Origin of the sequence: Stella humosa (genome assembly GCF_006738645.1) — a bacterium.
In the GTDB taxonomy this organism is placed as follows: domain Bacteria; phylum Pseudomonadota; class Alphaproteobacteria; order ATCC43930; family Allostellaceae; genus Allostella; species Allostella humosa.
In genome coordinates this window covers 508,967-534,905 of sequence record NZ_AP019700.1, presented here as the reverse complement: position 1 = coordinate 534,905, position 25,939 = coordinate 508,967, and the positions used below count along the sequence as shown (strand labels likewise).

Below are 25,939 nucleotides of genomic sequence, written 5' to 3'. Positions count from 1 at the left end.
GGTCGCGCGCCGATAGAGGAACGGATTGGATGCGTCGCGGCTACGCGATAGGCTGTATATCTGAAGCCTGTCCCATTCCGCCATCCCGCGAGCCACCGATGTTCCGTCTCCTGCCGGCCCTTCTGGCATTGCTTCTGGCCGGCCCCGCCTCGGCGCAGACACCCCCCCCCCCGATTCGTTCCCGCCATCGTCTTCGACATCGGTGGCAAGCTGGACAAGGGCTTCAACGAAGCCGGCCTGCAAGGCGCCGAGCGTTACAAGCGGGCGACCGGGACGGCCTATCGCGAAGTCGAGCTGACCCTGGAATCCGATCGCCAGGCCGTCCTGCGCCAGTTGGTCGAGGATGGCGCCACGCTGATCGTCAGCATGGGCTTCGCCCAGGTCGAGGCGGTGACGGCCGCCGCCAAGGCGTTCCCCAACATCCGCTTCGCCATCATCGACGGCGTGGTCGAGGCACCCAACGTGCGCTCGTTCCAGTTCAAGGAGCAGGAGGGCTCGTTCCTGGCCGGCGTCCTGGCCGCGATGTCGAGCCGGACGGGCAAGATCGGCTTCATCGGCGGCGTGGACATCCCAATCATCCGGACTTTCGCCTGCGGTTATGCCCAGGGCGCGCGCCATGCCGTGCCGGCGATCGGCCTGCTGCAGGCGATGGCCGGGACGACGCCGGCCGCCTGGCTCGACCCCGCGCGGGGCATCGAGCTGGCCAACCGGCAGATGGACGATGGCGCCGACGTGATCTTCGCAGCGGCCGGCGCCACCGGCTTCGGCGTGCTGCAGGCGACCGCCGGCCGCCATCACCTGGCGATCGGCGTCGACAGCAACCAGAACCACCTGCACCCGGGCACCATCCTGACCTCGATGGTGAAGCGCGTGGACGTGGCCGTCCACCAGGCGCTGCGCAGTGCCGCCGACGGCACCTGGGCCGCCGGCACCACCGTGCTGGGCCTGAAGGAAGGCGGCGTCGGCGTCGTCATCGACGAATACAACCGCGCCCTGATCACCCCGCCCCTGGAGGCGGCCATGAAAGAGGCGACCGACGAGATCGTCGCCGGTCGCCTGGAGGTCGTCGACTATCGCAAGACGGGACGCTGCCCGGTCGAATGACCCGGGCAGCGGGCGCGCATCAGGCGCGCGGCGCCGTCCCCGGCCCGTAGAGCACCAGCGTGCGCACCTCGATGCTCTCGCGCGGGCGGGCGCCGGGAGGAGAGGTCGGGTCGTCGAAGGCCGAGTGGGCGGTGAAGCGCGCCGGTCCGTCGGTCGCCGAATCGTAGCACTTGATCAGCAGCGCCTCCTCCGGCGCCAGCTTCGGGAAGTAATACCAGCGGTGCTCGGGCCGGTGGTGGAACTGATAGATCTCGCCCACCCGATCGGGATAGACGAGGTCGGCGATCACGAAATCCTCGGGCGCGATCGAGCGGGCGTCGCAGAAGGCCAGCGGCGATTCCTCGACCGGCGCCCGGATCGGCCGCCACAGGTTGACCAGGGCGAAGCGCTGGCCGGCCAGGATGGCCGGGTCGATGCCGGCGGCCGCCAGCTCGTCCTCGGCCCGGCGCGGGCCCGACCGCTCGGTGAAGTCGTTGTGGACGCGCTTCACCGGCTCCTTGACCGGGACGCCGGCCTGCGCCAGGGGTGCCGAGCGGACATTGTGGTCGAAGGCGATGACGCGGTCGGCCCCGGTGGCGGCGCGCACGGCCGCCTCGACCTCGGGGAAGTAGTCGCGGCGGATCGCTTCGGCGTCGTCGAAATCCGTGACGGCGGTCGGCTCGCGCAGCAGGGCGAAGCCCTGGCGATCGAGGGTGAAGCGGTCGGCGATGGGACGGGCGTCGGCGACGGGCACCGGCTCGGCGACGAAGGTGCCGCTCTGCGGCACGGCACCGGGCGGCGGGGTATAGTTGTAGCGCACCGGCCGCTCCGAGCCGTGCGCCAGATAGTTGAGCGGCGCTGTCACCGCGGTCAGCCGGTCGATCGACGTCTCTGCCGTCATGGCATCCTCCTGGCGGAATTTTCCCGTTCCCGCATGGCCGATATCGGACCCGCCGCGGCTGGCGGCAAGACGAGAAACTCTATGGGCTGGCGATACCGGGGTTTGAGCCCGACCCCCGGCCCGCTAGGGTCGATGCCGGCGAAACAGGAGCCACCCGCATGAAGTTCCAAACGCTGCTGGACCGCTATCGGATCGACGACGGCAAGCGCTTCCGCCTGGCAGAGCGCGACCCCAAGGATTGCGCGGGCCTGACCCTGGAGAAGGGCGAGGCCAAGCGCATGCTGGCCGAGGGCGTGGAACGCCTGTCGGCGTTGCAGGAGGTGCTGTACGCCCAGAACCGCTGGTCGGTGCTGACGATCTTCCAGGCGATGGACGCCGCCGGCAAGGACAGCGCCATCAAGCACGTGATGTCGGGGATCAACCCGCAGGGCTGCCAGGTGCACGCCTTCAAGGCACCGAACGCCGAGGAACTGGACCACGACTTCCTGTGGCGCACCACCAAGGCGCTGCCCGAGCGCGGGCGGATCGGCATCTTCAACCGCTCCTACTACGAGGAGGTGCTGGTGGTGCGCGTGCACCCCGAGCTGCTGGAGCGCCAGCACCTGCCGCCGGATCTCGTCAGCAAGCGCATCTGGGGCCACCGCTTTGCCGCCATCCGCGCCCACGAGACGCATCTGGCGGAAAGCGGCTACCTCGTGCTCAAGTTCTTCCTGCACCTGTCGAAGGAGGAACAGCGGCAGCGGTTCCTGTCCCGCCTGGCGGAGCCGGACAAGCTGTGGAAATTTTCCCTCGACGACGTCAAGGAGCGCGCCCACTGGGACGCCTACCAGGATGCCTACGAGGATGCGATCCGCGAGACGGCCGCCCCGCACGCCCCCTGGTTCGTGGTCCCGGCCGACCAGAAATGGTTCTCCCGCCTGGTCGTCATGGCCGCGATCGTCGACGGGCTGGAGCGCCTGAAGATGTCCTACCCCACCGTCGATGCCGCAACCCGGGAGGCCTACGCACAAGCCCGGGACGCGCTGGAGAAGGAATGAAGATGGCCCGAGTCCCCTATCTCGACCGCGAGAACCTGGCGCCTGAAAACCAGGACCTGCTGAAGCGCAACATCAACCTCTACCGCACCCTGGCGCACAGCCCGAACGCGCTGCGCCGGTTCAGCGGCCTCGGCCAGTTCATTCGCTTCGACAGCAAGCTCGACCCCCGCCTGCGCGAACTGGCGATCCTCCAGGTCGGCTGGCTGACCCGCTCGAAGTACGAATATTCCCACCACATCAAGATCAGCCGCGACTTCGGCGTCTCCGACGACGACATCCGCGGCATGATCGCCGAGAGCGAAGGCCGCCCCTCCGACCTGGAGCCGGTGATCAAGGCGGCACTCCGTGCCGCGCGCGAGATGACGACGGACCTGGCGGCGTCCGACGCCACCTTCGCCGAGCTGGCAGCGGCGCTCTCGACCGAGCACCTGACCGACCTCGTCATCACCATTGGCTTCTACAACGCCGTGGTCCGCATCCTGGAGACGATGCAGATCGGCGTGGAGGACGACTACCAGAAGTATCTGGAGGAATTCCCGCTGCCGAGCGACTGAGCGCCGGCCGGTCTGGCCTTCCTGCGCTACGCCGCGGCGAAGCGCACGAAGGCCACCGGCGGCAGCCGGGCGTCGAGCGCGTCCCAGGACTGGCCGGCATCGCCCGATATCCAGAGGCCGCCACTGGTCGAGCCGAAGGCGAGCTGCCGCCCGGCCGGGTCGACCGCCAGCCCGTGGCGCCACACCAGGTCATAGGCATGGCGCTGCGGCAGGCCCTGGGACAGCACCTCGAAGCTGCGGCCGCCATCCTGCGTGCGGGCGACCACGACCTTGCCGTCGACGGGGAAGCGCCGCTCGTCCTTCGCGGACGGCACGAACCACGCCGTGTCCGGGTCGGTCGGGTGGGCGGCCACGGCAAAGCCGAACTTGGACGGGCGGATCGCCGTCAGCTCCGCCCAGTTGGCGCCCGCATCCTCCGAGCGGAAGACGCCGTTGTGGTGCTGGCACCACATCACCTCGGGGCGGGCGGCACAGCGGGCGAGCTGGTGGATGTCCTGGGCAATCGGGTCGCCCTCCTGCCCGGGCGGCATGTACTCGTTGTACATGCCCTGGTTGATCAGGCTCCAGCTCGCGCCGGTGTCCGTGGTGGCCCAGACGCCGGCCGTGGAGATGCCGAGCCGGATGTCGGCCGGGTTGCGCGGGTCGACCAGGACGGTGCTGATGCCGGGCTGCTCGCCGCCGGCCACGCCCATCCAGCGCCGCCGGTCGGGCATCCGCCACAAGGGCTCGTTCAGCGCCCAGGTCGCGCCCCAATCGTCGGACCGGAACAACCCGCCCGGCATTGTCCCGGCCCAGACGCGGCCCGGCACGCCGCCCGGCTCCAGCGCCCAGATGCGACCGAGCGACCAGGGGTGCGGGTCATCCACGGCATCCTCGGGCTTGGGCGGGAAGGCCGGTGCCGCCAGTTCCTGCCAATCGCCTTCCGGCGAGCGACGCCACAGCTTGGCACCGAAATGGCCGAGATCGAGGGCCGCCAGCAGGCTGCCGTCCGCCTGCGCCAGCACCGCCGACACCGGGTCGCCCAGGAAGTGCGTGCGGGCGACGTCCCAGCCGCCGCCGCGTCGTTCCAACTCGAACAGGCCCTTGCGGGTGCCGACATGAATCCGGTCTGCCATCGCTTCCTCCGTCAGCCGCCCGAGAGCGCCTGGAACACGTGGATCTCGTCGTCCGCGCCGACCGCATCCGTCAGCTTCTGGCGGTCCTGCACCATCCGGCCGTTGATGAAGACGGCGACGTGGCGGCGCAGCGCCCCCTGGTCGTCCAGGACATAGCCGCGCAGGGCCGGGCGGTCCGCGAACACCGCCGCCAGCGCCTGCGCCAGCGTCGCCCCGGCCACCGTCGCGGGCGGTGCCGGCAGGAAGCGTTCGAGGGCGCGCGTGAAGGAAACGGTCGGCATCGGTCCTGTCGCTCTGTCCTTGCCAGTTAAGTTGATATCAACGTAAATAAGCCATGTCAAACGTCGATCCCCTGCCCCTGGCCGTCAGCCGGGAGGTGCGCGACACCTGCCTCTGCCTGCACGTGCAGCGCGCCGCCCGCGCACTGGCGCGGCGCTTCGACGAGGCGCTGCGGCCGATGGGGCTGACCCACGGCCAGTTCTCGCTGCTGATGTCGCTGAACCGCCCCGTGCCGGCGACCATGGCCCAGGTGGCCCAACTGCTGGCCATGGATCGCACGACCTTGACGGCCAACCTGAAACCGTTGGAGCGGCGCGGGCTGGTGGCCATCGCCATCGACCCCGCCGACCGGCGGAGCCGCCGCATGACGCTGACCCCGGCCGGCCATCAGGCACTGGCCGACGCGGTGCCGATCTGGCGCCTGACCCATGGCGCCGTCGAAGCGGACATGGCGCCGGCCGACCCGGGCGCGCTGCGGGCCGGCCTGCGCGCCGTTGCCTGACGCCGGACGGTTGCCTGCTATGGCAGCGGGATGAACTCCTTGTCGTCGAGGTCGGGCAGTTTCATCCGGCCGGCGCGCCAGTCGGCCTTTGCCTGCTCGATGCGCTCCTTCGAGGAGGAGACGAAGTTCCATTCGATGAAGCGCTCGCCCAAGGGCTCGCCACCCAGCGCCATGACGACCGCGGGGCGGGTCGCCCGGATCGCGGCCGGAACGCCCGGGGTCAGCACGGCCATCTGGCCTGCCGCCACCGCCTGCCCGCCGACCTCGACGGCGCCGCTGACGACATAGACCGCGCGCTCGGCATGGTCGTCCGGCAGGGCGGCGGTGGCACCGGCATCCAGCGTCCAGTGCAGGTAGAAGATCGGCGAGTGCGTCTGCACCTGCGCCTCCAGCCCCAGGGCGCGGCCGGCAATCAGGCGGCCCTGCACGCCCCCTTCCTCGAACGTCGGCAGGGCATCCTGGCCGTAATGGGCAAAGGCCGGGTCGGTTTCCTCATGCTCGCGCGGCAGCGCCACCCACGCCTGGATGCCATGCAGCGGCCCGCCCACGGCGCGCGCCTTCTCGAACCGCTCGGAATGGGTGATGCCGCGCCCGGCGGTCATCCAGTTCACCTCCGCCGGGCGGATCGCCGCCTCGGTGCCGAGGCTGTCGCGGTGCATGATCTCGCCCGCGAAGAGGTAAGTGACGGTCGAGAGGCCGATATGCGGGTGCGGCCGCACGTCCATGCTCTGCGGCAGGCCCGGCTGGAAGTCGGCCGGGCCCATCTCGTCGAAGAAGACGAAGGGGCCGACCATCCGCCGCTTGGCGAAGGGCAGGACGCGGCCGACCTCGAAGCCACCGCCGATGTCGCGGCGGCGCTGGTCGATGACGATCTCGATCATGGTCTGAATTCTCCCGGGAGCATGGCGGAAAGTCACCCGATCCCGCCCCCCAAGTCTACCCCGGCGGCCGCTATACTGACCCTGGCCGCGCCACGGGGTGGCGGAAGGGGGGATTGGACATGGGTCATGGGACGCAGCAGCGTCGTGCCGTCGTCATCGGCGGCTCGCTGGGCGGGCTCTTCGCCGGGCTGCTGCTGGCGCGCGCCGGCTGGGACGTCGTCATCTGCGAGCGCGCCGGCGAGGCGCTGGCATCGCGTGGGGCCGGCATCGTCACCCACCCCGAGATGCACGCCGCCATGGTGGCGGCCGGCGCCGATCCAGGCGACGGGCTGGGCATCACGGTCGAGGGCCGCGTCGTCCTCGACCGTGACGGCCGGCCGCTGTGCGCCGTCGACGACCCGCATGTCCTGACCTCGTGGGGCCGGGCCTACGGTTTCCTGCGGCGAGCCTGCCCGGACGGCATCTATCACCACGGCAAGGCACTGGCGCGGATCGAGCAGGTGCCGGGGCAGGTGATCGCGCATTTCGAGGATGGCAGCCGCGAGACCGGCAGCATCCTGGTCGCCGCCGACGGCGCCCAGTCGACCGCCCGCCGCCTCCTGTTTCCCGAAGCGGGTCTGGCCTATGCCGGCTATTGCGCCTGGCGCGGCATGGTCGACGAGGGGCTGCTGACGCCCGGCACCCACGCGCGGCTGATGCGGCGCGTGGCCTTCTGCCTGCCGACCGGCGAGCAGATGCTGGGCTATCCGGTGGCCGGTGCCGACGAGGACATCCGCCCCGGCCGGCAGCGCTTCAACTTCGTCTGGTATCGCCCGGTCGATGCCGAAGCCGGGCGGCGCCACCTCTTCACCGCCAGCGACGGCACCGACCACGGGTTCGCCATCCCGCCCCATCGCATCCGCCCCGACCTGGTGGCCGAGGCCCGCTCGGATGCCGCCCGCCTGCTGGCGCCGGCCTTTGCCGAGGTGGTGGCGCGCACGCCCCAGCCCTTCCTGCAGGCGATCTTCGACCTGGAGACGCCCGCCATGACCGTCGGCCGGGTCGCCTTCCTGGGTGACGCCGCCTTCGTCGCCCGCCCCCATGTCGGCATGGGCGTGACCAAGGCCGCGGGCGATGCCATGGCCCTGGTCGAGGCGCTGTCGCAAGCACCCGACATCGATGCCGGCCTGGCTGCCTATGCCGCGCGCCGCCACGAATTCGGCCGCCGCGTCGTCCGCCGCGGCCGCCATCTCGGCGCCTACATGCAGGCCCAGCAGCTTTCGCCCGAGGAGCGCCTCCAGGCCGAGCGCCACCGATCGCCCGAGGCGGTGATGAACGAGACCGCCGTGCTGGCGGGGATCGAGCGGTGGTAGGTCCTTGCCCGCAGGGGCAGCAGTGAATATAGTGAATATACCTATAAGGAGCGCGTGATGGACGAGCCAGTGTCGGCCGCCGACGCCAACCGGAACTTCTCCTTGATCCTGCGGGGTGTTCGCGAGGGGCGAACCTACGTCGTCACCAATCACGGCAAGGCCGTGGCGCGGATTCTTCCAGCCGAGCGTGACGAAGCTGTGTCGGCGGCCGCACGCAAGGCACTGTTGGAGCATTTGCAGGCGCAACCCGTGCTGGACGTCGGTCGCTGGACGCGCGACGAACTCTACGAGCGCGATCGGTGAGGGTCGCTCTCGACACGAACGTGCTGGCCTATGCGGAGGGCGTGAACGGTATCGAGCGTCGGGACGTCGCAATCGATCTGATCGGCCGGCTGCCGGCCGGGTCCATCGTATTGCCCGTCCAGGTACTGGGCGAACTGTTCAACGTCCTTGTCCGAAAGGCGGGCCGGACACGGGTCCAGGCACGCGAGGCCCTTCTGCGCTGGAGCGACACCTTTCCCGCCCTGGAAACATCGCCCGAGGTCATGGCGATCGCGGTCGATCTGGCGGCTGACCATCAGATGGGGATCTGGGATTCCGTGGTCCTGGCCGCGGCTGCGAAGGCGCGCTGCCGGCTTCTGCTGTCGGGGGACCTTCAGGACGGCTTCACCTGGCATGGCGTCACCGTCGCCAACCCGTTCGCCGCCGACCGCCACACATTGCTGCGGGCCATCACGGAATAGCCCGGTCCCCTACCGCCCGACCATCGTCTTCAGCAGGCCGCCGCGGCGCTGGGTGATGATGGCGATCGCGGCCATGGCCAGCACGCTGATGGCGATCAGGATGGTGGCGATGGCGGTGATGGTCGGGTTCACCTCCAGCACCAGCTCGTTGAACATGCGCTTGGGCACGGTCTGATAGACGCCGGCCACGAAGAGCGTGACGATCACCTCGTCGAAGCTGGCGATGAGGGCCAGGATCCAGGCCGATGCCAGGCTCGGCACCAAATTGGGCAGCAGCACGCGCAGCACGGTCTGCATGCGCGAGGCCCCCAGCGTGAAGGCCACCTGCTCGATCCGCTCGTCGAAGGAGCGGATGGCCACACCCACCACCAGCACCACGAACGGCACCGACAGCACCACATGGCTCGCCACCAGCCCGACCCAGGTGCCGAGCAGGCCGACCTTGGCCAGGGCCAGGTAGAGGGCGACCGCGACCACGATGGTCGGCACGATCAGGGGCGCCATGAAGTTGGCGTCGATGAAGCCGCGGCCGGGAAAGCGCCCGCGCACGATGCCGTAGGCGGCCGCACTGCCCAGCACCAGGGCGACGATGCTGGAGGCGAAGGCCAGCACGGTGGAGGTCACCAGCGCCTCGACCCAGCGCGGATCGCCGAAGAAGGCCTGGTACCAGCGCAGCGACAGGCCGGGCGGCGGGAACTGCAGCGAACTGGCGCTGGAAAAGGACATGGCGACGACGATCAGGATCGGCAGCACCAGGAAGACGAGGGTGACGATCGCCACGAGGGCGACGAAGCGACCGGCTTTCATGCCGCCCCCCGGGCGGCAATGGTGCGATAGACCCCGTACAGGGCCAGCGTGGCGGCCAGCAGCAATGTCGAGATGGCCGCCGCCAGTTCCCAGCGCGGCATCTGGTTGATCAGCACGTCCAGCATGTTCGAGATCATCGGCACGCGGCCGCCGCCCAGGATCGCCGGGGTGACGTAGAAGCCCAGCGTCAGGATGAAGACCAGCACCAAGCCGGCTGCGAATGCCGGCAGCGTCAGCGGGAAGAACACCCGCCAGAAGATGGCGCGGCGTGGCGCCCCCAGCGTGGCGGCTGCCTGCAGCAGCCGCTCGTCGATCTTCAGCATGGCCGCGAACAGCGGCAGCACGAGGAACGGCAGCAGCACGTTGGTGGTGCCGATGGTGACGCCGAGCTGGTTGTAGAGGAAGGAGATCGGCTTGTCGGTGATGCCGAGGCCGATCAGCGAGCGGTTGACCACCCCATTGTTGCCCAGCATGACGATCCAGGCGTAGGTGCGCACGAGGATGCTGATCCAGAACGGCAGCAGCACCAGCGTGACGACGGCCAGTTGCGCGCGCGCGCCCAGCCCGCGCATCCAGTAGGCCAGCGGATAGCCGATCAGCCCGCACACGACCGAGGTGATGAGCGCGATCTGGAACGTGTTGCCCAGCACCCGGACATAGATCGGCGTCTCCGTCAGCTCGGCCCAGTGGGCGACGGTCGGGTGTGGCGCCAGCACGCTGCTGGCGAGCATGAGGAGGATCGGCACGTCGAACGCGACCACCATCAGCACCAGCAGCGGCACGACATAGCTGCCGGCGTTCCGTCCGATCCGCACGCGATCCTCCTCCCTGCCTGTCAGCCCGCGATCACAGGCTGAGCTTGAACGCCTGCCACCGCTTCTCGATCATGTCGGCATTGTCGAACCACCACTTGACGTTGTGGATGACCTGCTTCTCGCGGTGGACGGTCGGGTACTCGGCCAGCTTCTCCTTGGGCAGCATCGCCGGCAGTGCCGGGCTGGGGCCGGTGTAGGAGATGATCTTGGCCGCCTCGAGCTGGAGGGCGGGCTTGCTGAACTCGCGCAGCATGCGCATGGCGGCCGCCTTGTCGGCCTTGTTCGCCCCCTTGGGCACCACGAGGTAGGCGAGATCGAGGATCGCCTGCTCGTAGGTGTATTCGATGCCGGGCGCGCCGGCGACGCGGCCGGAATAGGAGACCGCGTACTGGACCTCGTTGTCCTTCAGGAGCTGCGGCGGCTGGGCGCCGGCCGACCACCAGACGGCCACGTCCTTCTTGATCCGGTCCATCGCCTTGAAGGCGCGGTCGACGTCGAGCGGGTAGAGCTTGTCGACCGGCACCCCGTCGGCCAGCAGCGCGAAGACGATGCCGTACGGGCGATCCTGCATCGTCCGCTTGCCGGGGAAGTCCTTGGTGTTGAAGAAATCGGCCCAGTTCTTGGGCGCCTTGGCGTCGCTGCGCCAGGCCATCAGGGTCGAGTAGTACTGCCAGCCGAAGCCCATGGGGTCCTTGGCCTCGGGGTACATCGCCTCGGGCTGGACGGCGTCCCAGTCGATCGGCTCGATCAGGTTCAGGGCCTTGGCCTGCTCCATCGAGGTGCTGCCGACCTCGAACAGCGAGATGTTGGTCTGGCCCGCCTGCACCAGGCTGCGCAGCTTGCCGAAGGTGTTCGGGCTTTCGCGCACGACCTTGACGCCGGTCGCATCGGTGAAGGGCTTGATGTAGGGGTCCATCGATTCGCCGGACTTGCCGCCGGCCTCGATCATGCGGATCTCCTTCACGCCCTGGGCACGGAGGATGCCAGGGGCGGCGAGGCCGGCCGCCAGCGCACTGCCGGTCGCCAGCAATTCACGTCTCGTCAAGCGCATCGCTGCTCTCCTCTGCGAAGGGCGTGGACCGCAAGCCGGGCCCGCGCCGGGGGGTTATCTCGTTAGCGGGCCGCCGCCTCGGGCAGCAGCCAGACGTCTTCGGGCGCCCAGGATACGCGAACCCGGTCGCCGATGGCGGCCGACTGGTGGCCGTCGGTGGCGGCCGCGACCAGTTCCTGGCCGCCGGCCTCGGCATCCAGGTGCCAGCGCCGCAGATGGCCCAGATAGACGTCCTGGCGGACCCGGGCGGCGATGCCCTCGCCCGCACTCTCCGGCAGCAGGCGGACGCGCTCGGGCCGGACGATGGCCGCCGCCTGGGCGCCGGCGGCCAGGCTGCCGGTGGCGCAGCGGATCAGTTCGCCGGTCGCCAGGCGCAGCCCGGCCCCGGCCTCGATCCGTCCCTCGAGGAGGTTGGCCAGGCCGAGGAAGCCCGCAACGAAGCGGTTGGCGGGGCGGCGATAGACCTCGTCGGGAGTGCCGACCTGCTGCATGGCGCCCTGGTCGAGGACGATGATCCGGTCGGACAGGGACAAGGCTTCCTCCTGGTCGTGGGTGACCAGGAGCGTGGTGATGCCAAGGTCGCGCTGCAGCGACTTCAGCTCGACCTGCACCTCCTCGCGCAGCTTGCGGTCGAGCGCGCCCAGCGGCTCGTCGAGCAGCAGGATGTCCGGCTCGAAGACGAAGGCGCGGGCGAGTGCTACGCGCTGCTGCTGGCCGCCCGAAAGCTGCTGCGGGCGGCGCCGCGCCAGCCCGTCGAGGCGTACGCGCGACAGGGCCGCCGCCACCTTGGCCGCGATCTCGGCCTTGGGCCGGCCGCGCACGACCAGCGGAAAGGCCACGTTGTCGTGCACGTCGAGATGGGGAAAGAGGGCATAGGACTGGAAGACCAGCCCGATCCGGCGCTGCTGCGGCTCCAGGTGGGTGACGTCGCGGCCGGCGATCAGGATGCGGCCGGCCGAGGGGGGCACCAGCCCCGCCACCAGCGACAGGATCGTCGTCTTGCCGGACCCCGACGGCCCGAGGATGGTCAGGAACTCGCCTTCGGCCACCTTGACCGACAGGTCGCGGACGGCATGCACCGGGCCATAGCGCTTGGCAACGCCATCGAACTCAATGGCGCCCAAGAATTCCTCCCGCGCCGGGGGTATTTGCGCCTTCGGGAAGGGTCTGGCATCGCTGCCGCCGGCGGATATCTGATATGAGGCTCATAGGTCCGGTCACCCTCGCTCGGAGACGCCGATGAGCAGCAAGTTCGATGCCACCCCCAGCCCAGCCGCGGCCCGGCGCAATTCCACCGCCCGCTCCCAGGCGCTGTTCGAGCGCGCGCTCGACGTGATGCCGGGCGGCAGCACGCGGGCCACCATCTTCTTCCATCCCCATCCCCCCTACGCCGCCCATGGGCAAGGATCGCGCATCGTCGATGTCGACGGCAATGCCATCCTGGATTTTACCAACAACTTCTTCTCCGCCATCCACGGGCATGCCAACCCGGCCACCGTCGCCGCCGTGGCCGAGACGGCCGCCCGCGGCATCAGCTTCGGCCTGCCGACCGAGATCGAGGTCGACCTGGCCGAGCATATCTGCGCCCGCTCGCCCGTCTTCGAGACGATCCGCTTTTCCAACAGCGGCAGCGAGGCGGTGGTAAGCGCGATCAAGGCCGCGCGCGCCTTCACCGGCCGGCCGGCGATCGCCAAGATCGAGGGCGCCTACCACGGCAACTACGACCATGTGGAGGTCAGCCTCGACTCCGCGCCTGCCAACTGGGGCGAGGCGGCACCGGCCGGCATCAAGTACGCCCGCGGCACGCCCGACGCCGTGCTGGGCGACACCGTCGTCATCCCCTTCAACGATCCTGAGGCCGCCATCCGCCTGCTGGAGGCGCACGGGTCGCGGCTGTCGTCCCTGCTGTTCGATCCCCTGCCCTCCCGCGTCGGCCTGGTGCCGGCCTCGCCCGAGTTCGTGACGGCGATCCGCGAGACGACGCGGCGGCTCGGCATCGTGCTGATCGTCGACGAGATCGTCTGCTTCCGCCTGTCCCATGCCGGCGCCCATCCACTCTTCGACCTCGAGCCCGACCTGGTGACGCTGGGCAAGGTGATCGGCGGCGGCCTGCCGATCGGCGCGGTGACCGGCCGGCGCGACATCATGGCGATGTTCGATGCGCGGCCCGGCAAGCCGGCCGTGCCCCATGGCGGCACCTTCACCGCCAACCCGGTCACCATGGCGGCGGGCCTGGCCAGCCTGCGCCAGCTCGACCACGCGGCCTACGACCACCTGAACGGGCTGGGCGAGCGCCTGCGCCAGGGGCTGACGACCGCTTTCGCCCAGGCCGGCATCCCGGCCCAGGTGACCGGGATGGGCTCGCTCTTCCGCGTCCACCCGCATGCCCGCGCCGTCAGCGACTATCGCAGCGGCTTTCCCACCGCCGACGAGAAGGCCCTCCAGGGGCGCCTGCACACCTGGCTGGTCGAGCAGGGCTACCTGCTTACGCCCAACCAGTCCGGTGCCCTGTCGACGCCCATGACGGCCGCCGACATCGACGGGCTGGTCGACGTGATGGTCGAGGGCTTCGGCTGGGCCGCCCGCGAGCGCGCGGCCGCCTGAACCGGCGCAGCCCACGAAGAACCGGCAGGCCCTACCGGGCCGGCCGGGCTTCTTCTATATTCGCGGGATGACTCCGAAACGCCCGAAGCCCGTCGTCCTGTGCATACTGGACGGCTGGGGCCATCGCGACGGCGGCGCGGACAACGCGCTGGCCCAGGCCCGCCTGCCCAACTGGCGGCGGCTCGTTGCCCAATGCCCGCACGGGCTGCTCGATGCCTCCGCCGCGGAAGTCGGGCTGCCGGACGGGCAGATGGGCAATTCCGAGGTCGGCCACATGAACATCGGCGCCGGCCGGGTGGTGATGCAGGAACTGCCGCGCATCACCCGCGCACTGGCCGACGGCTCGGCCGCCGCCAGCGCGCCATTCCAGGACTTCGTGGCCGCCCTCAAGGCATCGGGCGGCACCGCCCACCTGGTGGGGCTGCTGTCGCCGGGTGGCGTGCATTCCCATCAGGACCATATCGCGGGCCTGGCCCGGCTCCTGGACGCGGCCGGCATCCCGGTCGCCATCCACGCTCTTCTCGACGGCCGCGACACGCCGCCGGACAGCGCCCGGTCGGCGGTGGCGGCCTTCCAGGCGGCCGTCTCCGGCTGCACCCGGGTCAAGATCGCGACCGTGATGGGCCGCTACTACGCGATGGACCGCGACCAGCGGTGGGACCGGGTGTCGCTCGCCTATGCCACCCTCATCGACGGCGCGGGCGGGCGGGCGGCGGACGCGACGGCGGCCATCGCGGCCAGCTACGCCGCCGGCAAGACGGACGAGTTCGTGCTGCCGCTGGCGATCGGCGACTATGCCGGAATGCGGGACGGCGACGGGCTGCTGATGGCCAACTTCCGCGCCGACCGGGCGCGCGAGATCCTGTCCGCCCTGCTCGACCCGGCCTTCGACGGCTTCGCGCGGGCCCGCCGGCCGCAATTCGCCGCTGCCCTGGGGATGGTCGAGTATTCGACCGACCTCAACCGCTTCCTCGCCACCCTGTTCACCGCCGACGAGTTGCACGACACGCTGGGCGAGATCGTCTCGCGGGCCGGGATGCGCCAGCTCCGCATCGCCGAGACCGAGAAGTACGCCCACGTCACCTTCTTCCTGAACGGCGGCGACGAGCGCGAGTTCGCGGGCGAGGAGCGCATCCTGGTGCCTTCGCCCAAGGTCGCGACCTACGACCTGCAGCCCGAGATGTCGGCCGCCATCGTCACCGACCGGCTGGTCGAGGCGATCGGCAGCGGCCGCTTCGACCTGATCGTCGTCAATTTCGCCAATGCCGACATGGTCGGCCATTCCGGCATCCTGGCGGCGGCGGTGGCCGCGGTCGAGGCGGTCGACACCTGTCTCGGCCGGCTGGACGCCGCGGTGCGGCAGGCAGGCGGCGTGCTGCTGGTGACCGCCGACCATGGCAACGCCGAGCAGATGATCGACCCTGAGACGGGCGGCCCGCACACGGCCCATTCGATGAATCCGGTGCCGATCGTGATGGCAGGCGGACCGGCTGCCCCGCGCCTGGCGCCGCCCGGCGGCGGCCATGGCCGGCTGTCGGACATCGCCCCCACGATCCTGGCCCTGATGGGGCTGCCGCAGCCGGCGGCGATGACCGGTCGGTCATTGCTGGCGCCGGCCGCGGCCGCCGCGCCCGCCGCCTGAGGCCCGCCGCGATCGCCCCACCCCGCCCCGTCGACCGGCCGCCGTGCGACACGGTGCCGCGGTCCTGCTGGTCCTGGGCGGCACTCTGCTGGCGTTGCCGGCCGGCGCCCAGGACGCGCGGCGTGAATTGCGCGACGTGCAGAAGTCGATGGAGGCCGAGCGTTCGCGCCAGGCCGAGATCGAGCGCCGGGCAGAGACGCTGCGGCGCGAGGTCGAGCGGCTGCGCAACGATTCGATCGCGGTCGCCCGCGCGCTCCAGACCGAGGAAGCCAACCTGTCGAGCGTCGAGGAGACGCTGACCGCCCTCAATGAGGAGATCGAGCGCCAGACCCGCTCCCTGGCCGAGCGCCGGCAGAGCGTGGAGGCGCTGATGACGGCCCTGACCCGGCTGACCCGGCACCCGCCGGAGGCCCTGCTGGCCCTGCCGACGACACCGTTGGAAACCGCGCGCACGGCCGGCCTGCTGGGCAATGTGGTGCCGATGATCGCGCGTGAGGCGGCCGGCCTGCGGTTGGCCCTGGCGGACCTGCGCGAGCTGCGCCTGGAGACCGAGAATCGGCGCCAGCAGGCCGCCAACGCCCGGGCAATGGTGGAACGGCGGCGCAAGGCGCTGGATGGGCTGATCGCCCAGCGCACCGCCGCCCGCGGCGACATCGAGGCCGAGGCGCGCCAGCGCGCCCAGGCATTGCAGCAGATGGCGACCAAGGCGGGCGACCTGCGCGAGCTGATCGTCCAGGCCGAGGCCGAGCGGCGGCGGCAGGAGTTGGAGAAGGAGCGCCAGCGCCAGGAGGCGGAGTTCGAACGCCGCCGTCTGGCCGCCGAGGCCGAGCGGCGGCGCCAGGAACTGGCGGCCGAGGAAGCCCGGCAGCGCGAGGCGAGCAGGCCCGACGCCGGCCGGCGGACGGCCGAGATCCAGCGCCTCGACCAGGAACGCCAGGCGATGGAGCGCGACCACGCGGCCCAGCAGCGGCGCGAGGAGGAACGCCAGGTCGCCAACGTGCTGGCGGCCCGGGTTCCCAGCGTGCGCGGCTTCAATCGCGCGCGCGGCCAGTACATCCTGCCCGCCGTCGGCAGCGTGCAGCGCAGCTTCGGCGACGATCTCGGCTTCGGCCAGCACAGCCGCGGCATCACGCTGCGCACCCGGCCGGGTGCGCGCGTGGTCGCCCCCTTCGACGGGCGCATCCTGTTCATCGGCCCGTTCCGGGCCTATGGTGAGATCCTCATTATCGAACACAGCGACGGCTACCATTCCCTGGTGGCCGGGCTGGGCCGCACAGACGGCACCGTCGGCCAGACCGTCCTCTCCGGAGAGCCGGTCGGCGTCATGACGGCGGATGGCGAAGAGCGTCCGAGGCTCTATATAGAGCTTCGACGGAACGGAACCCCGATCAATCCCCAGCCCTGGCTCGCGGCCGGCGAAGGCAAGGAAAGCGGATGATGCGCAAGACCCTACCCTGGGCCATAGCGGGCCTGGCACTTGTTTGGACGGTCCTCCCGGCCGGCTCCCAGAGCACGAACACCGGCGCCAGCAACGGCAACGACACCTATCGCCAGCTCAACCTGTTCGGCGAGGTGTTCGAGCGCGTGCGCGCCGATTATGTGGAGAAGGTGACCGACGAGCAGCTCGTCGAGTCCGCGATCAACGGCATGCTGTCGTCGCTCGACCCGCATTCGAGCTTCCTCAACGCCAAGAACTACCGCGACATGCAGGTGCAGACGCGCGGCGAGTTCGGCGGCCTCGGCATCGAGGTCACGATGGACAACGGCGTCGTCAAGGTCGTCTCGCCGATCGACGAGACGCCGGCAGCGCGCGCGGGCCTGCGCCCGAACGATCTCATCACCCATCTCGACGGCGAGGCGGTGCTGGGCCTCAGCCTGCCGGAAGCCGTCGAGAAGATGCGCGGCCCGGTCAACAGCGACATCAAGCTGACCGTGCGCCGCGGCACCGGCGAGCCGTTCGAGCTGACCCTGACGCGCGCCGTGATCAAGGTGCAGTCGGTGCGTTCGCGCCTGGAGGGGGAGATCGGCTATGTCCGCATCACCAGCTTCACCGAGCAGACCGACGTCGGCCTGAAGAATGCCGTGCAGAAGCTGAAGACCGAGGCCGGCGACAAGCTGAAGGGCTTCGTTCTCGACCTGCGCAACAATCCGGGCGGCCTGCTCGACCAGGCGGTGTCGGTGTCGGACGCCTTCCTGGAGAAGGGCGAGATCGTCTCGACCCGTGCGCGCAAGCCCGACGACGGCCAGCGCTACAACGCGCGGCCCGGTGACCTGGCCGACGGCAAGCCGGTGGTCGTCCTCATCAATGGCGGCTCGGCCTCGGCGTCGGAGATCGTGGCCGGCGCGCTGCAGGATCATCGCCGCGCCGTCATCCTCGGCACCCGCAGCTTCGGCAAGGGCTCGGTGCAGTCGATCATCCCGCTGGCCGGGCACGGCGCCATGCGGCTGACCACGGCGCGCTACTACACGCCGTCGGGCCGCTCGATCCAGGCCAAGGGCATCGACCCCGACATCGTCGTCGAGGCCGCCCGCATCGAGAAGGTGGCGACCGGCCCGCAGCGCCGCGAGGCGGACCTGCGCGGCTCGCTGCGCAACCCCGACCAGCCGCCGGGAGCCCAGCCGGTGCCGGCCAACCAGGGCCCGGCCACGACGCCGACCCAGGATTCCGGCCCCCAGGGACCGGTGTCGCCGGAAGAGGACTACCAGCTCCAGCGGGCGCTCGACATGATCCGCGGCATCTCGCTCTATCAGTCGCGCACGGCCAACTGAGGCGCGGAAAAAGACCGTTTGGACAGCATGACCAGAGAAGCAACCGCAAGCCTGCCCTATCGCCGCGCCGTCGGCATCATGGTCCTCAATCGCGAGGGCCAGGTGCTGGTGGCGCAGCGCATCGACATGCCGAGCGACGCATGGCAGATGCCCCAGGGTGGCATCGACCGGGGCGAGACGCCGATCGAGGCCGCCAGCCGCGAGCTGTGCGAGGAGATCGGCACCTGCAACGGCGCGTTCCTGGGCGAAAGCCGGGACTGGTACAGCTACGACCTGCCGCCCGACCTGGCCGGCAAGCTGTGGCGCGGGCGCTATCGCGGCCAGACGCAGAAATGGTTCGCCTTCCGCTTCGACGGCGAGGATTCGGAGATCAACCTGGAAACCGAGCATCCGGAGTTCCTGGCCTGGAAGTGGGTCGACGCAGTCGAGGTGCCGAAGCTGATCGTCCCCTTCAAGCGCGACATCTACACGGCCATCCTCGCCGAATTCGCGCCGTTCCTGCCCCGATGAGCGGCTTTCCGGGCACTGCCCCCAGCCTCGCCGATATCGAGGGGCTGGGCCGGATCGGCTTCCAGGCCATTCCCTGGGAACTGCGCCAGCACGCGCGCGACGTCGTCATCCGGGTCGAGGACTTCCCCGACGAGGACACCGAGGAAGAGATGGAGCTGGAAAGCCCCTTCGACCTGCTGGGGCTCTATCGCGGGGTGTCGATGCTGCACAAGAGCGTCTCCGACCCCGTGCCGCACATGGACATGATCTTCCTCTATCGCCGGCCGATCCTCGACCTGTGGTGCGAGACCGGGGACGACCTGCTGCACATCGTCCGCCACGTGCTGATCCACGAGATCGGCCACCATTTCGGCCTGAGCGACGACGACATGGAGCGGCTGGAGGAAGAGGCCGAGACGGCGGAGTCGACCGCCCGCATGGCCGACCTGCCGCGCGCGTAGGGAGCGATACCGCCATGGCCGAAGCCACGAACGTCATCGTCCGCGACAACGCGGAAGCCAGGCGGTTCGAGGCCGTCGTCGACGGCCGGACCGCGTTTGCCGAGTACAACCGGATCGCCGGCGGCATCCTGCTGTCGCACACCGAGGTGCCGCGCGAGCTGGAAGGCCGCGGCATCGCCTCGGCCATCTTCCGGGCCGTCGTCGCCTCGCTGCGCGAGCATGACCAGAAGGTGATGCCGGTGTGCCCGGTCTTTGCCCTGTGGCTGAAGAAGCATGCCGAGGCGCACGACGTGGTGCAGCCGTCCTACCGCAGCGCGATCGGCATCCCGACCGAGTAGGCCGGGCGGGCGGAACCGCTGCCCGCCGTCCATCCGCATCCAGCGCTATGCGGCCTCCGCCAAGTGGCAGGCCGCGGCATGGCCCTCGGCCATGCGGCGAAGCTGCGGCATCTCTGCGCCGCAGCGCTCGGTGCTCTGCGGGCAGCGGCCGAGGAAGCGGCAGACATGCGGATCGGGGTCGACCGGGCTGCGCGGGTCGCCCGTCAGCAGGATGCGCGCGGGCGGGTGGCCGGGAACGCCGGTCGGGATCGAGGACAGGAGGGCGCGCGTGTAGGGGTGCGAGGGGCGGGCGAAGACCTGCTCCACCGTGCCGACCTCCGCCATCCGGCCCAGATACATGACCGCCACCCGGTCGCAGACCAGCCGCACCACCTCCAGGTCGTGGGTGACGAAGAGGTAGCTCATGCCGAGCCGCTGCTTCAGGTCGGCCAGCAACTTCAGCACCACCACCTGCACCGAGACGTCGAGCGCCGAGGTCGGCTCGTCCAGCACCAGCAGGCGCGGGCGCAGGGCCACGGCCCGGGCGATGCCGACGCGCGCCTTCTGTCCGCCCGACAACTGGTGCGGGAAACGGCCGAGCAGCGCCTCGGGCAGGCTGACGAGGTCGGCCAGCTCGCGCACGCGCTCACCCAGCCTGGCCGCCGGCACCGGGTCCATGCGGCGAATCGGGTCGGCGATGCAGTCGAAGGCGGTCCAGCGCGGGTTGAGGCTCTCGGTCGGGTCCTGGAAGACCATCTGGATGGCGCGCCGCATCTCGTGGCGGGCGAAACTGCGCGCCGGGATGGCGGCGATGTCCTGGCCGGCGAAGCGGATGCTGCCCTCGCTGGGGTCGATCAGGCGGGCGACGACGCGGGCCAGCGTGGACTTGCCGCAGCCGCTCTCGCCCACCAGCCCCAGCACCTCGCCCTCGCCGATGCGCAGGTCGACCCCGTCGACGGCATGCAGCAGCCCCGGCTTGCGGCCGCGTAGCCGGTCGATGGGGCCGGGGATGCCGACGGGAAAGCGGCGGCAGAGGCCGGCCACGTCGAGCAGTGCCGTCATGCCGCCAGTTCCTCGCCGATAGGCTGCGCGCACAGGACCCGGTGATGGCCGGAAGCGCCCATCGTTTCCACCGGCACCAGCGTCGGCGCGCGGCAGACCTCGCCCGCCCGTTCGCAGCGGTCGAGGAAGCGGCAGCCGCCGAGATCGCCGCGTCGCAGGTCGGGCAAGCCACCGGGTATCGAGGCCAGGTCGGCCAGGTGGCGGCCTGGCCGCGGCGTGGCCGCCAGCAGGCGCGCGGTATAGGGATGGCGGGGGGCCGCGAACAGCGCCTCGGCCGGGGCGTCCTCGACGACGTGGCCGGCATGCATGACGACGATCCGCCGGCAATGCTCTGCCGCCAGGCCGAGATCGTGGGTGATCAGCACCGTGGCCATGCCGCGCGACCGGCCGAGTTCGTCGATCAGGTCCATGATCGCTGCCTGGGTGGTGACGTCGAGCCCGGTCGTCGGCTCGTCGGCGATCAGCAGGGCCGGCCGGCAGGCGAGTGCCAGCGCGATCATCACCCGCTGGCACATGCCGCCCGACAGCTCGAACGGGTAGGCGTCGAGCCGGCGCGGGGGATCGGTGATCTTGACCAGCGCCAGCATCTCCATCGCCCGCGCGCGGGCGGCCGGCCCCTTCAGGTGCTCGTGCCGGGCCAGCACGTCGGCGATCTGGTCGCCCACGGTGCGGATCGGGTTGAGGGCACCGCGCGGATTCTGGAAGATCATCGCCAGCTCGCGCCCGCGCATGTCGGCCAGCTCGCGCTGGGTTGCCTGCAACAGGTCCATGCCGCCGAAGCCGATGCGGCCCTCCGCCACCCGGCCGGCCGGGTCGAGGATGCCCATGATCGCCTGGGCCGTGACCGACTTGCCGGACCCGCTTTCGCCGACGATGGCGATGGTCTCGCCCCTGGCCACCGAGAAGCTGACCCGCTCCAGCGCCTTCACTTCGCCCGCACGCGTGCGGAAGGCGACCGACACGCCCTCGACCGAGAGGAGCGGCGGGTTGGCCGTCACGTCCGCCGCCGGGGGTCGATCAGGTCGCGCAGCCCGTCGCCCAGCAGGTTGAAGCAGAAGACCGCCAGCATCAGCGCCAGGCCGGGGAAGAGCGCGATCCACCATTCGCCCGACTGGATGTAGTTGGCGCCGTCGGCCACCATGATCCCCCATTCCGGCGTCGGCGGGCGCACGCCCAGGCCGATGAAGGACAGGCCGGCCGCATTCAGGATGGCGTAGCCCAGCGTCAGCGACACCTGCACCATCATGATCGGCAGGGTGTTGGGCAGGATGTGGAACAGCACCACGCGCGCCTCGCCATTGCCGCTGATGCGGGCGGCCTCGACGAAGCCGGCGTCGCGGCGGACGTTGGCCTCGGCGCGGGCGACGCGGACATAGAGCGGGAAGTTCACCACCGCCGTCGCCAGCACGATGTTGCCGACCGTGTTGCCCAGTGCCGCCACGATGCCCATGGCCAGCACGAACAGCGGGAAGGCCATGATCGTGTCGGAGATGCGGCCCACCACGCGATCGACCCAGCCGCCGAAATGGCCGGCCGCCACCCCCGTCATGGTGCCGGTGACGAAGACCAGTATGACGCTGGCGAAGGCGATGGTAAGGTCGAGGCGGGTCGCAACCACCACCCGGCTGAAGACGTCGCGCCCGAGTTGGTCGGTGCCGAACCAGTGGCGCGCGGACGGCGCCTGCAAGGTGGCGGCGGCATTGCTGGCCAAGGGGTCGTAGGGCACCAGCGCCGGCCCCAGGATCGCCGTCAGCACCAGCAGGACGAAGAGCGCGAAGGCCCCGCCGGTGACCGGGTTCTCGGTCACCACATGGCGCAGGTGGCGGGCGTATTCAGCCGCGGCGGCCATCAGCTTTCCAGCTTCACGCGCGGATCGACGATGCCGTAGAGGATGTCGATCAAGAGGTTGAGGAGGACGTAGAGCAGCGCCATCGTCAGCACGAAGCCCTGCACCGGGGCGTAGTCGGAGACGATCAGCGCCTCGATCGCGTAGGAGCCGATGCCCGGCCAGGCGAAGACCTTTTCCACCAGCACGTTGGCGCCGAGCAGGAAGCTGAAGACCATGCCGAGCGTCGTCAGCACCGGCAGCATGGCGTTGCGGAAGGCATAGACCCAGACGACCCGGCCGCGGCTGAGGCCCGAGGCACGGGCCGCCCGCACGAAGTCGCTGCCGAGCGCCGCCAGCATCGCCGCCCGCGTCATCCGCGCCAGCGGGGCCAGCGCGAAGATGCCGAGCGTCAGCGCCGGCAGGGCAAGCTGGGCGAGTGCCGCCAGCGCGGTCTGGACGTCGCCCGCCAGCAGCGCATCCAGGACGTAGAGCCCGGTCCAATGGGCCGGCGGCGAGGAGAAGATGTCGAGCCGGCCCATCGGTGCCGGGGCGATCTGCAGCACGGAATAGAACAGGTGGACCAGCAGCAGGCCGGTGAAGAAGGTGGGCAGGCTGACCCCGGCGGTGGCGACGATGCGGGTGGCATGGTCGATCCAGCTTCCCGATCGCACCGCGGCCAGGATCCCCATCGGCACCGCCACCGCGACCGCGAAGAGGAGCCCGGCCAATGTCAGCTCCAGCGAGGCCGGGAGGCGGGTGACCAGTTCGCGGATGACGGGCAGGCCGGTCGTCAGCGACAGACCGAAATCGCCGCGCGACAGGTCGCCCAGGTAGGACAGGAACTGCGCCGGCACCGAGCGGTCGAGGCCGAGGCGCGCCCGCACCTCCTCGATCGCCTGGGGGGTGGCCGCCGGCCCGGCGAAATAGGCGGCCGGGTCGCCCGGCAGCAGCCGGGTCAGCAGGAAGGTGACGACGATGACGCCGGCGATCGACGGCAATGCCGCCAGCAGCCGCCGCCCGATCATCGCCAGCATGGTCGCGCCCCCTCGCCCGCCCGGCCTAGACCTTTTCCAGCTGGCGGTAGTCGAGCTGCCGATGGAACCAGTAGCGGTAGCCGTTCACGTTCTTCTGCATCGCCACGTTCAGGTAGGGCTGGAAGAGCGGGATGCGCGGCAGCTCGTCGAAGGACAGGCCGACGAACTCCTTCACAGCCGCCTCGTAGGTCGCCGTGTCCGGTGCGAAGCGGGCGACGTCGATCGCCTTGTCCATCTTGGGGTTCTTGTAGGACATGGTGTTGAAGACCGCATCCTGGCCGTGATAGGCCCAGAAGAAGAAATAGTCGGGAAAGTTGAGCCAGCCGCCGAAGGTGTTGGTCAGCATCGGAAGCTGCTTCTTCAAGAGCTCGTTGCGCCAGTTGGCCCCGGGGATCTTGTTGATCGTCAGCTTGATGCCGATGCGGGCCAGGCTTTCCTGCACCAGCACGCAGATCGGCTCATTGACGCCGGCCAGGCCCAGGTCGAAGGACAAGGTCGTCTCGAAGCCGTTCGGCATGGTCGACGCCGCCATCAGCGCCTTGGCTTTGTCGAGGTCCGTACGATACGCGTGCGGCTGCGGCCAGGAGGCGTCGGCCACCGGGTTGGCCGCGCCGAACATCGGCAGGGCGCGGCCGAACATGACCGAATCCATGATCGCCTGGTAGGGCAGCGCACAGGCGATCGCCTGGCGGATCTTCAGGTCGTCGAAGGGCGGCTTGTTGACGTTGAAGGCGATGTACTGCAGCGCGTTCTCGACCGGCGTGCCGACGACCGTCAGCTTCTTCGAGGCCGCCAGCTCGTTGAAATCCTTGCTCGGCAGGTCGAACGAGACGTCGGCGTCGCCGCGCTCCAGCAGCGCCCGGCGGTTGCCGGACTGCGGCACCACGCGCCAGACGACGCGCTGGATCTTGGGCTTCGGCCCACCCACCCAGTCCTCGTTGCGCATGAAGACGAGTTCCGTGCCGGGCTGGAACCGCTCCACTTTGTAGGCGCCGGAGCCCGCCTCGTTGGTGCGCAGCCAGTCCATCGCCCACGGGTCTGCGGCCGTCGCGTTCTTGCGCGCCAGGCCGGAATTGATGACGACCGGCACCGGCACGCCCAGGTCCGGCATGGTCAGCTTGTCGCGGCGCAGGAAGTCGATGCGGAAGGTGCGGTCGTCGACGGCCACGAACTGCTCGGGCTTCTCGAGCGAGCCCGCCTTCATCTGGAAGGTCGGGAAGCCGCCCACGGTGACCGCCCGGTCGAACGACCATTTCACGTCGGCGGCCGTGACGGGGCTGCCGTCATGGAACTTGGCGCCGCGCTTCAGCCGGAAGGTGACCGAGCTGTCGGTGGCGGTCCAGTCCTCGGCCAGTTCCGGCTCGATCTTCGTATAGTCGTAATGGTCGTTGCCCTGGGCATCCTTCTTGACGCCGAAGGTGACCAGCCGGTCGTAGCTGTTCCAGGACGCCTCGTAGCCCGGCCGGTTGGTGCCGACGCCATGGATGTCCAGGCTGTTGGGGCCGTTCTCGGAGATCGCCAGCAGCGTGTCCTTGCGGCTCTGCCCCAGGGCGCCGTTCCAGGGAACGCTGCCGATGGCAGCACCGGCCGCGACCGCCGCCGTGGACTTCAGGAACTCGCGACGCTTCATGGCACCCCCCGTGGCGAAAGCCCGTTCGCCACCAGGAAGCGCAAGCATCGTGCCAGCCGGAAATGCCGGGAATTCGCGCCCTTCTGCGCGTTCCGCGCGGGCTTCTGCCCGCAGCCGATCCAAACGCTGCCCGAAACACGGGCGTCGGCACGCTAAATCCCTATTCTAGATCAATTCGCTCTGGCTATATTGTATGCAATCTTGCATGCACGATCACTCCATGGCGGCCAGAAGCGCCCCCGGCCGCACCAGATCGGCCGACGCATCGCCCACCAGGCCGACATGGCCCAGCATCGCCGCGCGGGCGGCCGCGGGATCGCCGGCCAGGATCGCCTGGACCACCGCGTCATGCTCTTCCCACGATCGTTGCAGCCGGCCCGCCAGGCGGAATTGCAGGCGCCGGAACGGCCCCACCCGGCGGCGCACGTCGGCCGTCATCGCCGCCAGCGTGGCATTGCCGCAGCCCTGCCAGATGAGATCGTGGAATTCCAGGTTGAGGGCGGCATAGTCCTCAGGATCGCCGGCATCGGCCAGCAGGCGCAGGCGGCCATGGACACGGGCCAGACTGCGCCGCAGACCGGCCGGCATGCGGCGCGCCGCAAGGGCCGCGCAGGCCGCCTCCAGTTCCGCCATCACCTCGAAGGATTCGGCCAGGACCTTGGGCGAGGGGGTCGTCACCACCACGCCCTTGTGCGGCCGGGCCTCGACCAGGCCGGTCGCCGCCAGTTGCCGCAGCGCCTCGCGCACGGGCGTCCGCGACACGCCGTAGCGGTCGGCCAGCCCCTGCTCGTCGAGCCGGACGCCGGGGCCGAGCCGGCCCGACAGGATCTCCTCGGCCAGGTCCTCGCGCAGCCGGTCGGCGCGCGTCCTGGGCGGGCCGGGAAGGGTCGTCTTGGCGCTCTGCACGTCCATCGCCCCTCTTTGGCCGAACTGGGTCGCCCCGGCAAGGCCGCTCGCCATCCCGCTCTCTCCCTTGGCACGGG

Annotated in this window: 28 protein-coding genes; 14 read left to right on the top strand and 14 right to left on the bottom strand. The window is 70.2% G+C overall.

Going from position 1 to position 25,939, the window contains the following annotated elements; genetic code table 11:
* Positions 1-60 precede the first annotated feature (60 nt).
* A complete protein-coding gene (locus STVA_RS02520; RefSeq protein WP_338092738.1) occupies positions 61-1,104 on the top strand; it encodes a BMP family lipoprotein in 1,044 nt (347 codons plus the stop codon).
* A 19-nt stretch (positions 1,105-1,123) separates the two neighbouring features.
* Here STVA_RS02520 and STVA_RS02515 read toward each other — a convergent pair whose 3' ends face one another.
* Positions 1,124-1,984 carry a CmcJ/NvfI family oxidoreductase gene (locus tag STVA_RS02515; protein WP_123694516.1) on the bottom strand — a complete coding sequence of 287 codons (861 nt, stop codon included), beginning with the start codon at positions 1,982-1,984 and terminating at the stop codon, positions 1,124-1,126.
* Between the two features lie 158 nt (positions 1,985-2,142).
* Between STVA_RS02515 and STVA_RS02510 the strand changes: the two genes are divergently transcribed.
* Both STVA_RS02510 and STVA_RS02505 read left to right on the top strand, forming a co-directional pair.
* Entirely contained in the window at positions 2,143-3,021 is an 879-nt protein-coding gene (locus STVA_RS02510; RefSeq protein ID WP_123694518.1) for a polyphosphate kinase 2 family protein, read from the top strand.
* Positions 3,018-3,575, top strand: coding sequence for a carboxymuconolactone decarboxylase family protein (locus STVA_RS02505; protein ID WP_197735771.1), 558 nt, complete (start codon positions 3,018-3,020; stop codon positions 3,573-3,575). The genes STVA_RS02510 and STVA_RS02505 overlap by 4 nt, the downstream gene beginning before the upstream one ends.
* Positions 3,576-3,601: 26 nt before the next feature.
* On the opposite strand, the gene STVA_RS02500 is transcribed toward STVA_RS02505, so the two are convergent.
* Together STVA_RS02500 and STVA_RS02495 are read right to left on the bottom strand one after the other, a co-directional pair.
* A complete protein-coding gene (locus STVA_RS02500) occupies positions 3,602-4,690 on the bottom strand; it encodes a WD40/YVTN/BNR-like repeat-containing protein (RefSeq protein ID WP_123694520.1) in 1,089 nt (362 codons plus the stop codon).
* Between the two features lie 11 nt (positions 4,691-4,701).
* On the bottom strand, positions 4,702-4,971 hold the full coding sequence (locus STVA_RS02495; protein ID WP_123694522.1) for a MoaD/ThiS family protein: 270 nt from the start codon (positions 4,969-4,971) through the stop codon (positions 4,702-4,704).
* Positions 4,972-5,024: 53 nt separating this feature from the next.
* Between STVA_RS02495 and STVA_RS02490 the strand changes: the two genes are divergently transcribed.
* Complete coding sequence (locus STVA_RS02490) at positions 5,025-5,471, top strand: MarR family winged helix-turn-helix transcriptional regulator (RefSeq protein WP_123694524.1); 447 nt, start codon at positions 5,025-5,027, stop codon at positions 5,469-5,471.
* Between the two features lie 17 nt (positions 5,472-5,488).
* On the opposite strand, the gene STVA_RS02485 is transcribed toward STVA_RS02490, so the two are convergent.
* Positions 5,489-6,352, bottom strand: a complete 864-nt coding sequence (locus tag STVA_RS02485; protein ID WP_123694526.1) for a pirin family protein — start codon at positions 6,350-6,352, stop codon at positions 5,489-5,491.
* A gap of 119 nt (positions 6,353-6,471) precedes the next feature.
* Between STVA_RS02485 and STVA_RS02480 the strand changes: the two genes are divergently transcribed.
* The 3 genes from STVA_RS02480 to STVA_RS02470 are packed head-to-tail and all read left to right on the top strand — an operon-like array spanning position 6,472 to position 8,447.
* Positions 6,472-7,704 (top strand): FAD binding domain-containing protein, encoded by a 1,233-nt coding sequence (locus STVA_RS02480; protein WP_123694528.1) that lies wholly within the window; start codon positions 6,472-6,474, stop codon positions 7,702-7,704.
* A gap of 57 nt (positions 7,705-7,761) precedes the next feature.
* A complete protein-coding gene (locus STVA_RS02475; protein WP_123694530.1) occupies positions 7,762-8,007 on the top strand; it encodes a type II toxin-antitoxin system Phd/YefM family antitoxin in 246 nt (81 codons plus the stop codon).
* Positions 8,008-8,027: 20 nt separating this feature from the next.
* A complete protein-coding gene (locus STVA_RS02470) occupies positions 8,028-8,447 on the top strand; it encodes a PIN domain-containing protein (protein WP_245978534.1) in 420 nt (139 codons plus the stop codon).
* A 9-nt stretch (positions 8,448-8,456) separates the two neighbouring features.
* On the opposite strand, the gene STVA_RS02465 is transcribed toward STVA_RS02470, so the two are convergent.
* The 4 genes from STVA_RS02465 to STVA_RS02450 form a co-directional block, all read right to left on the bottom strand.
* Positions 8,457-9,254 (bottom strand): ABC transporter permease, encoded by a 798-nt coding sequence (locus STVA_RS02465; protein ID WP_123694534.1) that lies wholly within the window; start codon positions 9,252-9,254, stop codon positions 8,457-8,459.
* Positions 9,251-10,069 (bottom strand): ABC transporter permease, encoded by an 819-nt coding sequence (locus tag STVA_RS02460; RefSeq protein WP_123694536.1) that lies wholly within the window; start codon positions 10,067-10,069, stop codon positions 9,251-9,253. Before STVA_RS02460 ends, STVA_RS02465 begins: the two co-directional genes overlap by 4 nt.
* A 31-nt stretch (positions 10,070-10,100) precedes the next feature.
* The gene (locus tag STVA_RS02455) at positions 10,101-11,120 is read right to left on the bottom strand and encodes an extracellular solute-binding protein (protein WP_123694538.1); all 1,020 of its coding nucleotides are present in this window, start codon (positions 11,118-11,120) and stop codon (positions 10,101-10,103) included.
* 62 nt (positions 11,121-11,182) lie between these two features.
* Positions 11,183-12,244, bottom strand: a complete 1,062-nt coding sequence (locus STVA_RS02450) for an ABC transporter ATP-binding protein (RefSeq protein WP_123694540.1) — start codon at positions 12,242-12,244, stop codon at positions 11,183-11,185.
* Between the two features lie 115 nt (positions 12,245-12,359).
* Between STVA_RS02450 and STVA_RS02445 the strand changes: the two genes are divergently transcribed.
* From STVA_RS02445 to STVA_RS02415, 7 genes are all read left to right on the top strand, one after another.
* Entirely contained in the window at positions 12,360-13,724 is a 1,365-nt protein-coding gene (locus tag STVA_RS02445; RefSeq protein ID WP_123694542.1) for an aspartate aminotransferase family protein, read from the top strand.
* A 67-nt stretch (positions 13,725-13,791) separates the two neighbouring features.
* Entirely contained in the window at positions 13,792-15,366 is a 1,575-nt protein-coding gene (gene gpmI / locus STVA_RS02440; RefSeq protein ID WP_123694544.1) for a 2,3-bisphosphoglycerate-independent phosphoglycerate mutase, read from the top strand.
* A gap of 43 nt (positions 15,367-15,409) precedes the next feature.
* Positions 15,410-16,804, top strand: a complete 1,395-nt coding sequence (locus STVA_RS02435) for a peptidoglycan DD-metalloendopeptidase family protein (RefSeq protein ID WP_123694546.1) — start codon at positions 15,410-15,412, stop codon at positions 16,802-16,804.
* Positions 16,801-18,135, top strand: coding sequence for a S41 family peptidase (locus STVA_RS02430; RefSeq protein ID WP_245978536.1), 1,335 nt, complete (start codon positions 16,801-16,803; stop codon positions 18,133-18,135). Before STVA_RS02435 ends, STVA_RS02430 begins: the two co-directional genes overlap by 4 nt.
* A 27-nt stretch (positions 18,136-18,162) precedes the next feature.
* Positions 18,163-18,645: an RNA pyrophosphohydrolase gene (locus tag STVA_RS02425; protein ID WP_123694548.1), complete on the top strand. Its 483-nt coding sequence runs from the start codon at positions 18,163-18,165 to the stop codon at positions 18,643-18,645.
* Positions 18,642-19,085 (top strand): metallopeptidase family protein, encoded by a 444-nt coding sequence (locus STVA_RS02420; protein ID WP_123694550.1) that lies wholly within the window; start codon positions 18,642-18,644, stop codon positions 19,083-19,085. The genes STVA_RS02425 and STVA_RS02420 overlap by 4 nt, the downstream gene beginning before the upstream one ends.
* 14 nt (positions 19,086-19,099) lie before the next feature.
* A complete protein-coding gene (locus tag STVA_RS02415) occupies positions 19,100-19,423 on the top strand; it encodes a GNAT family N-acetyltransferase (protein WP_123694552.1) in 324 nt (107 codons plus the stop codon).
* Between the two features lie 45 nt (positions 19,424-19,468).
* On the opposite strand, the gene STVA_RS02410 is transcribed toward STVA_RS02415, so the two are convergent.
* The 6 genes from STVA_RS02410 to STVA_RS02385 all read right to left on the bottom strand — a co-directional run bounded on the left by STVA_RS02410 (position 19,469) and on the right by STVA_RS02385 (position 25,916).
* Complete coding sequence (locus STVA_RS02410) at positions 19,469-20,464, bottom strand: oligopeptide/dipeptide ABC transporter ATP-binding protein (RefSeq protein ID WP_123694554.1); 996 nt, start codon at positions 20,462-20,464, stop codon at positions 19,469-19,471.
* Complete coding sequence (locus STVA_RS02405) at positions 20,461-21,462, bottom strand: ABC transporter ATP-binding protein (RefSeq protein WP_179955434.1); 1,002 nt, start codon at positions 21,460-21,462, stop codon at positions 20,461-20,463. Before STVA_RS02405 ends, STVA_RS02410 begins: the two co-directional genes overlap by 4 nt.
* A complete protein-coding gene (locus STVA_RS02400; protein WP_123694558.1) occupies positions 21,459-22,313 on the bottom strand; it encodes an ABC transporter permease in 855 nt (284 codons plus the stop codon). Before STVA_RS02400 ends, STVA_RS02405 begins: the two co-directional genes overlap by 4 nt.
* Entirely contained in the window at positions 22,313-23,326 is a 1,014-nt protein-coding gene (locus STVA_RS02395; protein WP_123694560.1) for an ABC transporter permease, read from the bottom strand. Before STVA_RS02395 ends, STVA_RS02400 begins: the two co-directional genes overlap by 1 nt.
* A 25-nt stretch (positions 23,327-23,351) precedes the next feature.
* Positions 23,352-24,956 (bottom strand): ABC transporter substrate-binding protein, encoded by a 1,605-nt coding sequence (locus STVA_RS02390; protein ID WP_123694562.1) that lies wholly within the window; start codon positions 24,954-24,956, stop codon positions 23,352-23,354.
* Between the two features lie 213 nt (positions 24,957-25,169).
* Positions 25,170-25,916: a GntR family transcriptional regulator gene (locus STVA_RS02385; protein WP_245978539.1), complete on the bottom strand. Its 747-nt coding sequence runs from the start codon at positions 25,914-25,916 to the stop codon at positions 25,170-25,172.
* Between the last annotated feature and the right edge of the window lie 23 nt (positions 25,917-25,939).

What these genes read in the sequence shown, in the direction of transcription:
- STVA_RS02515 (WP_123694516.1), bottom strand. Translation starts at nt 1,984, where the DNA reads ATGACGGCAGAGACGTCGATCGACCGGCTGACCGCGGTGACAGCGCCG.
- STVA_RS02510 (WP_123694518.1), top strand. Translation starts at nt 2,143, where the DNA reads ATGAAGTTCCAAACGCTGCTGGACCGCTATCGGATCGACGACGGCAAG.
- STVA_RS02505 (WP_197735771.1), top strand. Translation starts at nt 3,018, where the DNA reads ATGAAGATGGCCCGAGTCCCCTATCTCGACCGCGAGAACCTGGCGCCT.
- STVA_RS02500 (WP_123694520.1), bottom strand. Translation starts at nt 4,690, where the DNA reads ATGGCAGACCGGATTCATGTCGGCACCCGCAAGGGCCTGTTCGAGTTG.
- STVA_RS02495 (WP_123694522.1), bottom strand. Translation starts at nt 4,971, where the DNA reads ATGCCGACCGTTTCCTTCACGCGCGCCCTCGAACGCTTCCTGCCGGCA.
- STVA_RS02490 (WP_123694524.1), top strand. Translation starts at nt 5,025, where the DNA reads ATGTCAAACGTCGATCCCCTGCCCCTGGCCGTCAGCCGGGAGGTGCGC.
- STVA_RS02485 (WP_123694526.1), bottom strand. Translation starts at nt 6,352, where the DNA reads ATGATCGAGATCGTCATCGACCAGCGCCGCCGCGACATCGGCGGTGGC.
- STVA_RS02480 (WP_123694528.1), top strand. Translation starts at nt 6,472, where the DNA reads ATGGGTCATGGGACGCAGCAGCGTCGTGCCGTCGTCATCGGCGGCTCG.
- STVA_RS02475 (WP_123694530.1), top strand. Translation starts at nt 7,762, where the DNA reads ATGGACGAGCCAGTGTCGGCCGCCGACGCCAACCGGAACTTCTCCTTG.
- STVA_RS02465 (WP_123694534.1), bottom strand. Translation starts at nt 9,254, where the DNA reads ATGAAAGCCGGTCGCTTCGTCGCCCTCGTGGCGATCGTCACCCTCGTC.
- STVA_RS02455 (WP_123694538.1), bottom strand. Translation starts at nt 11,120, where the DNA reads ATGCGCTTGACGAGACGTGAATTGCTGGCGACCGGCAGTGCGCTGGCG.
- STVA_RS02445 (WP_123694542.1), top strand. Translation starts at nt 12,360, where the DNA reads ATGAGCAGCAAGTTCGATGCCACCCCCAGCCCAGCCGCGGCCCGGCGC.
- gpmI (WP_123694544.1), top strand. Translation starts at nt 13,792, where the DNA reads ATGACTCCGAAACGCCCGAAGCCCGTCGTCCTGTGCATACTGGACGGC.
- STVA_RS02430 (WP_245978536.1), top strand. Translation starts at nt 16,801, where the DNA reads ATGATGCGCAAGACCCTACCCTGGGCCATAGCGGGCCTGGCACTTGTT.
- STVA_RS02425 (WP_123694548.1), top strand. Translation starts at nt 18,163, where the DNA reads ATGACCAGAGAAGCAACCGCAAGCCTGCCCTATCGCCGCGCCGTCGGC.
- STVA_RS02420 (WP_123694550.1), top strand. Translation starts at nt 18,642, where the DNA reads ATGAGCGGCTTTCCGGGCACTGCCCCCAGCCTCGCCGATATCGAGGGG.
- STVA_RS02415 (WP_123694552.1), top strand. Translation starts at nt 19,100, where the DNA reads ATGGCCGAAGCCACGAACGTCATCGTCCGCGACAACGCGGAAGCCAGG.
- STVA_RS02410 (WP_123694554.1), bottom strand. Translation starts at nt 20,464, where the DNA reads ATGACGGCACTGCTCGACGTGGCCGGCCTCTGCCGCCGCTTTCCCGTC.
- STVA_RS02400 (WP_123694558.1), bottom strand. Translation starts at nt 22,313, where the DNA reads ATGGCCGCCGCGGCTGAATACGCCCGCCACCTGCGCCATGTGGTGACC.
- STVA_RS02395 (WP_123694560.1), bottom strand. Translation starts at nt 23,326, where the DNA reads ATGCTGGCGATGATCGGGCGGCGGCTGCTGGCGGCATTGCCGTCGATC.
- STVA_RS02390 (WP_123694562.1), bottom strand. Translation starts at nt 24,956, where the DNA reads ATGAAGCGTCGCGAGTTCCTGAAGTCCACGGCGGCGGTCGCGGCCGGT.
- STVA_RS02385 (WP_245978539.1), bottom strand. Translation starts at nt 25,916, where the DNA reads ATGGCGAGCGGCCTTGCCGGGGCGACCCAGTTCGGCCAAAGAGGGGCG.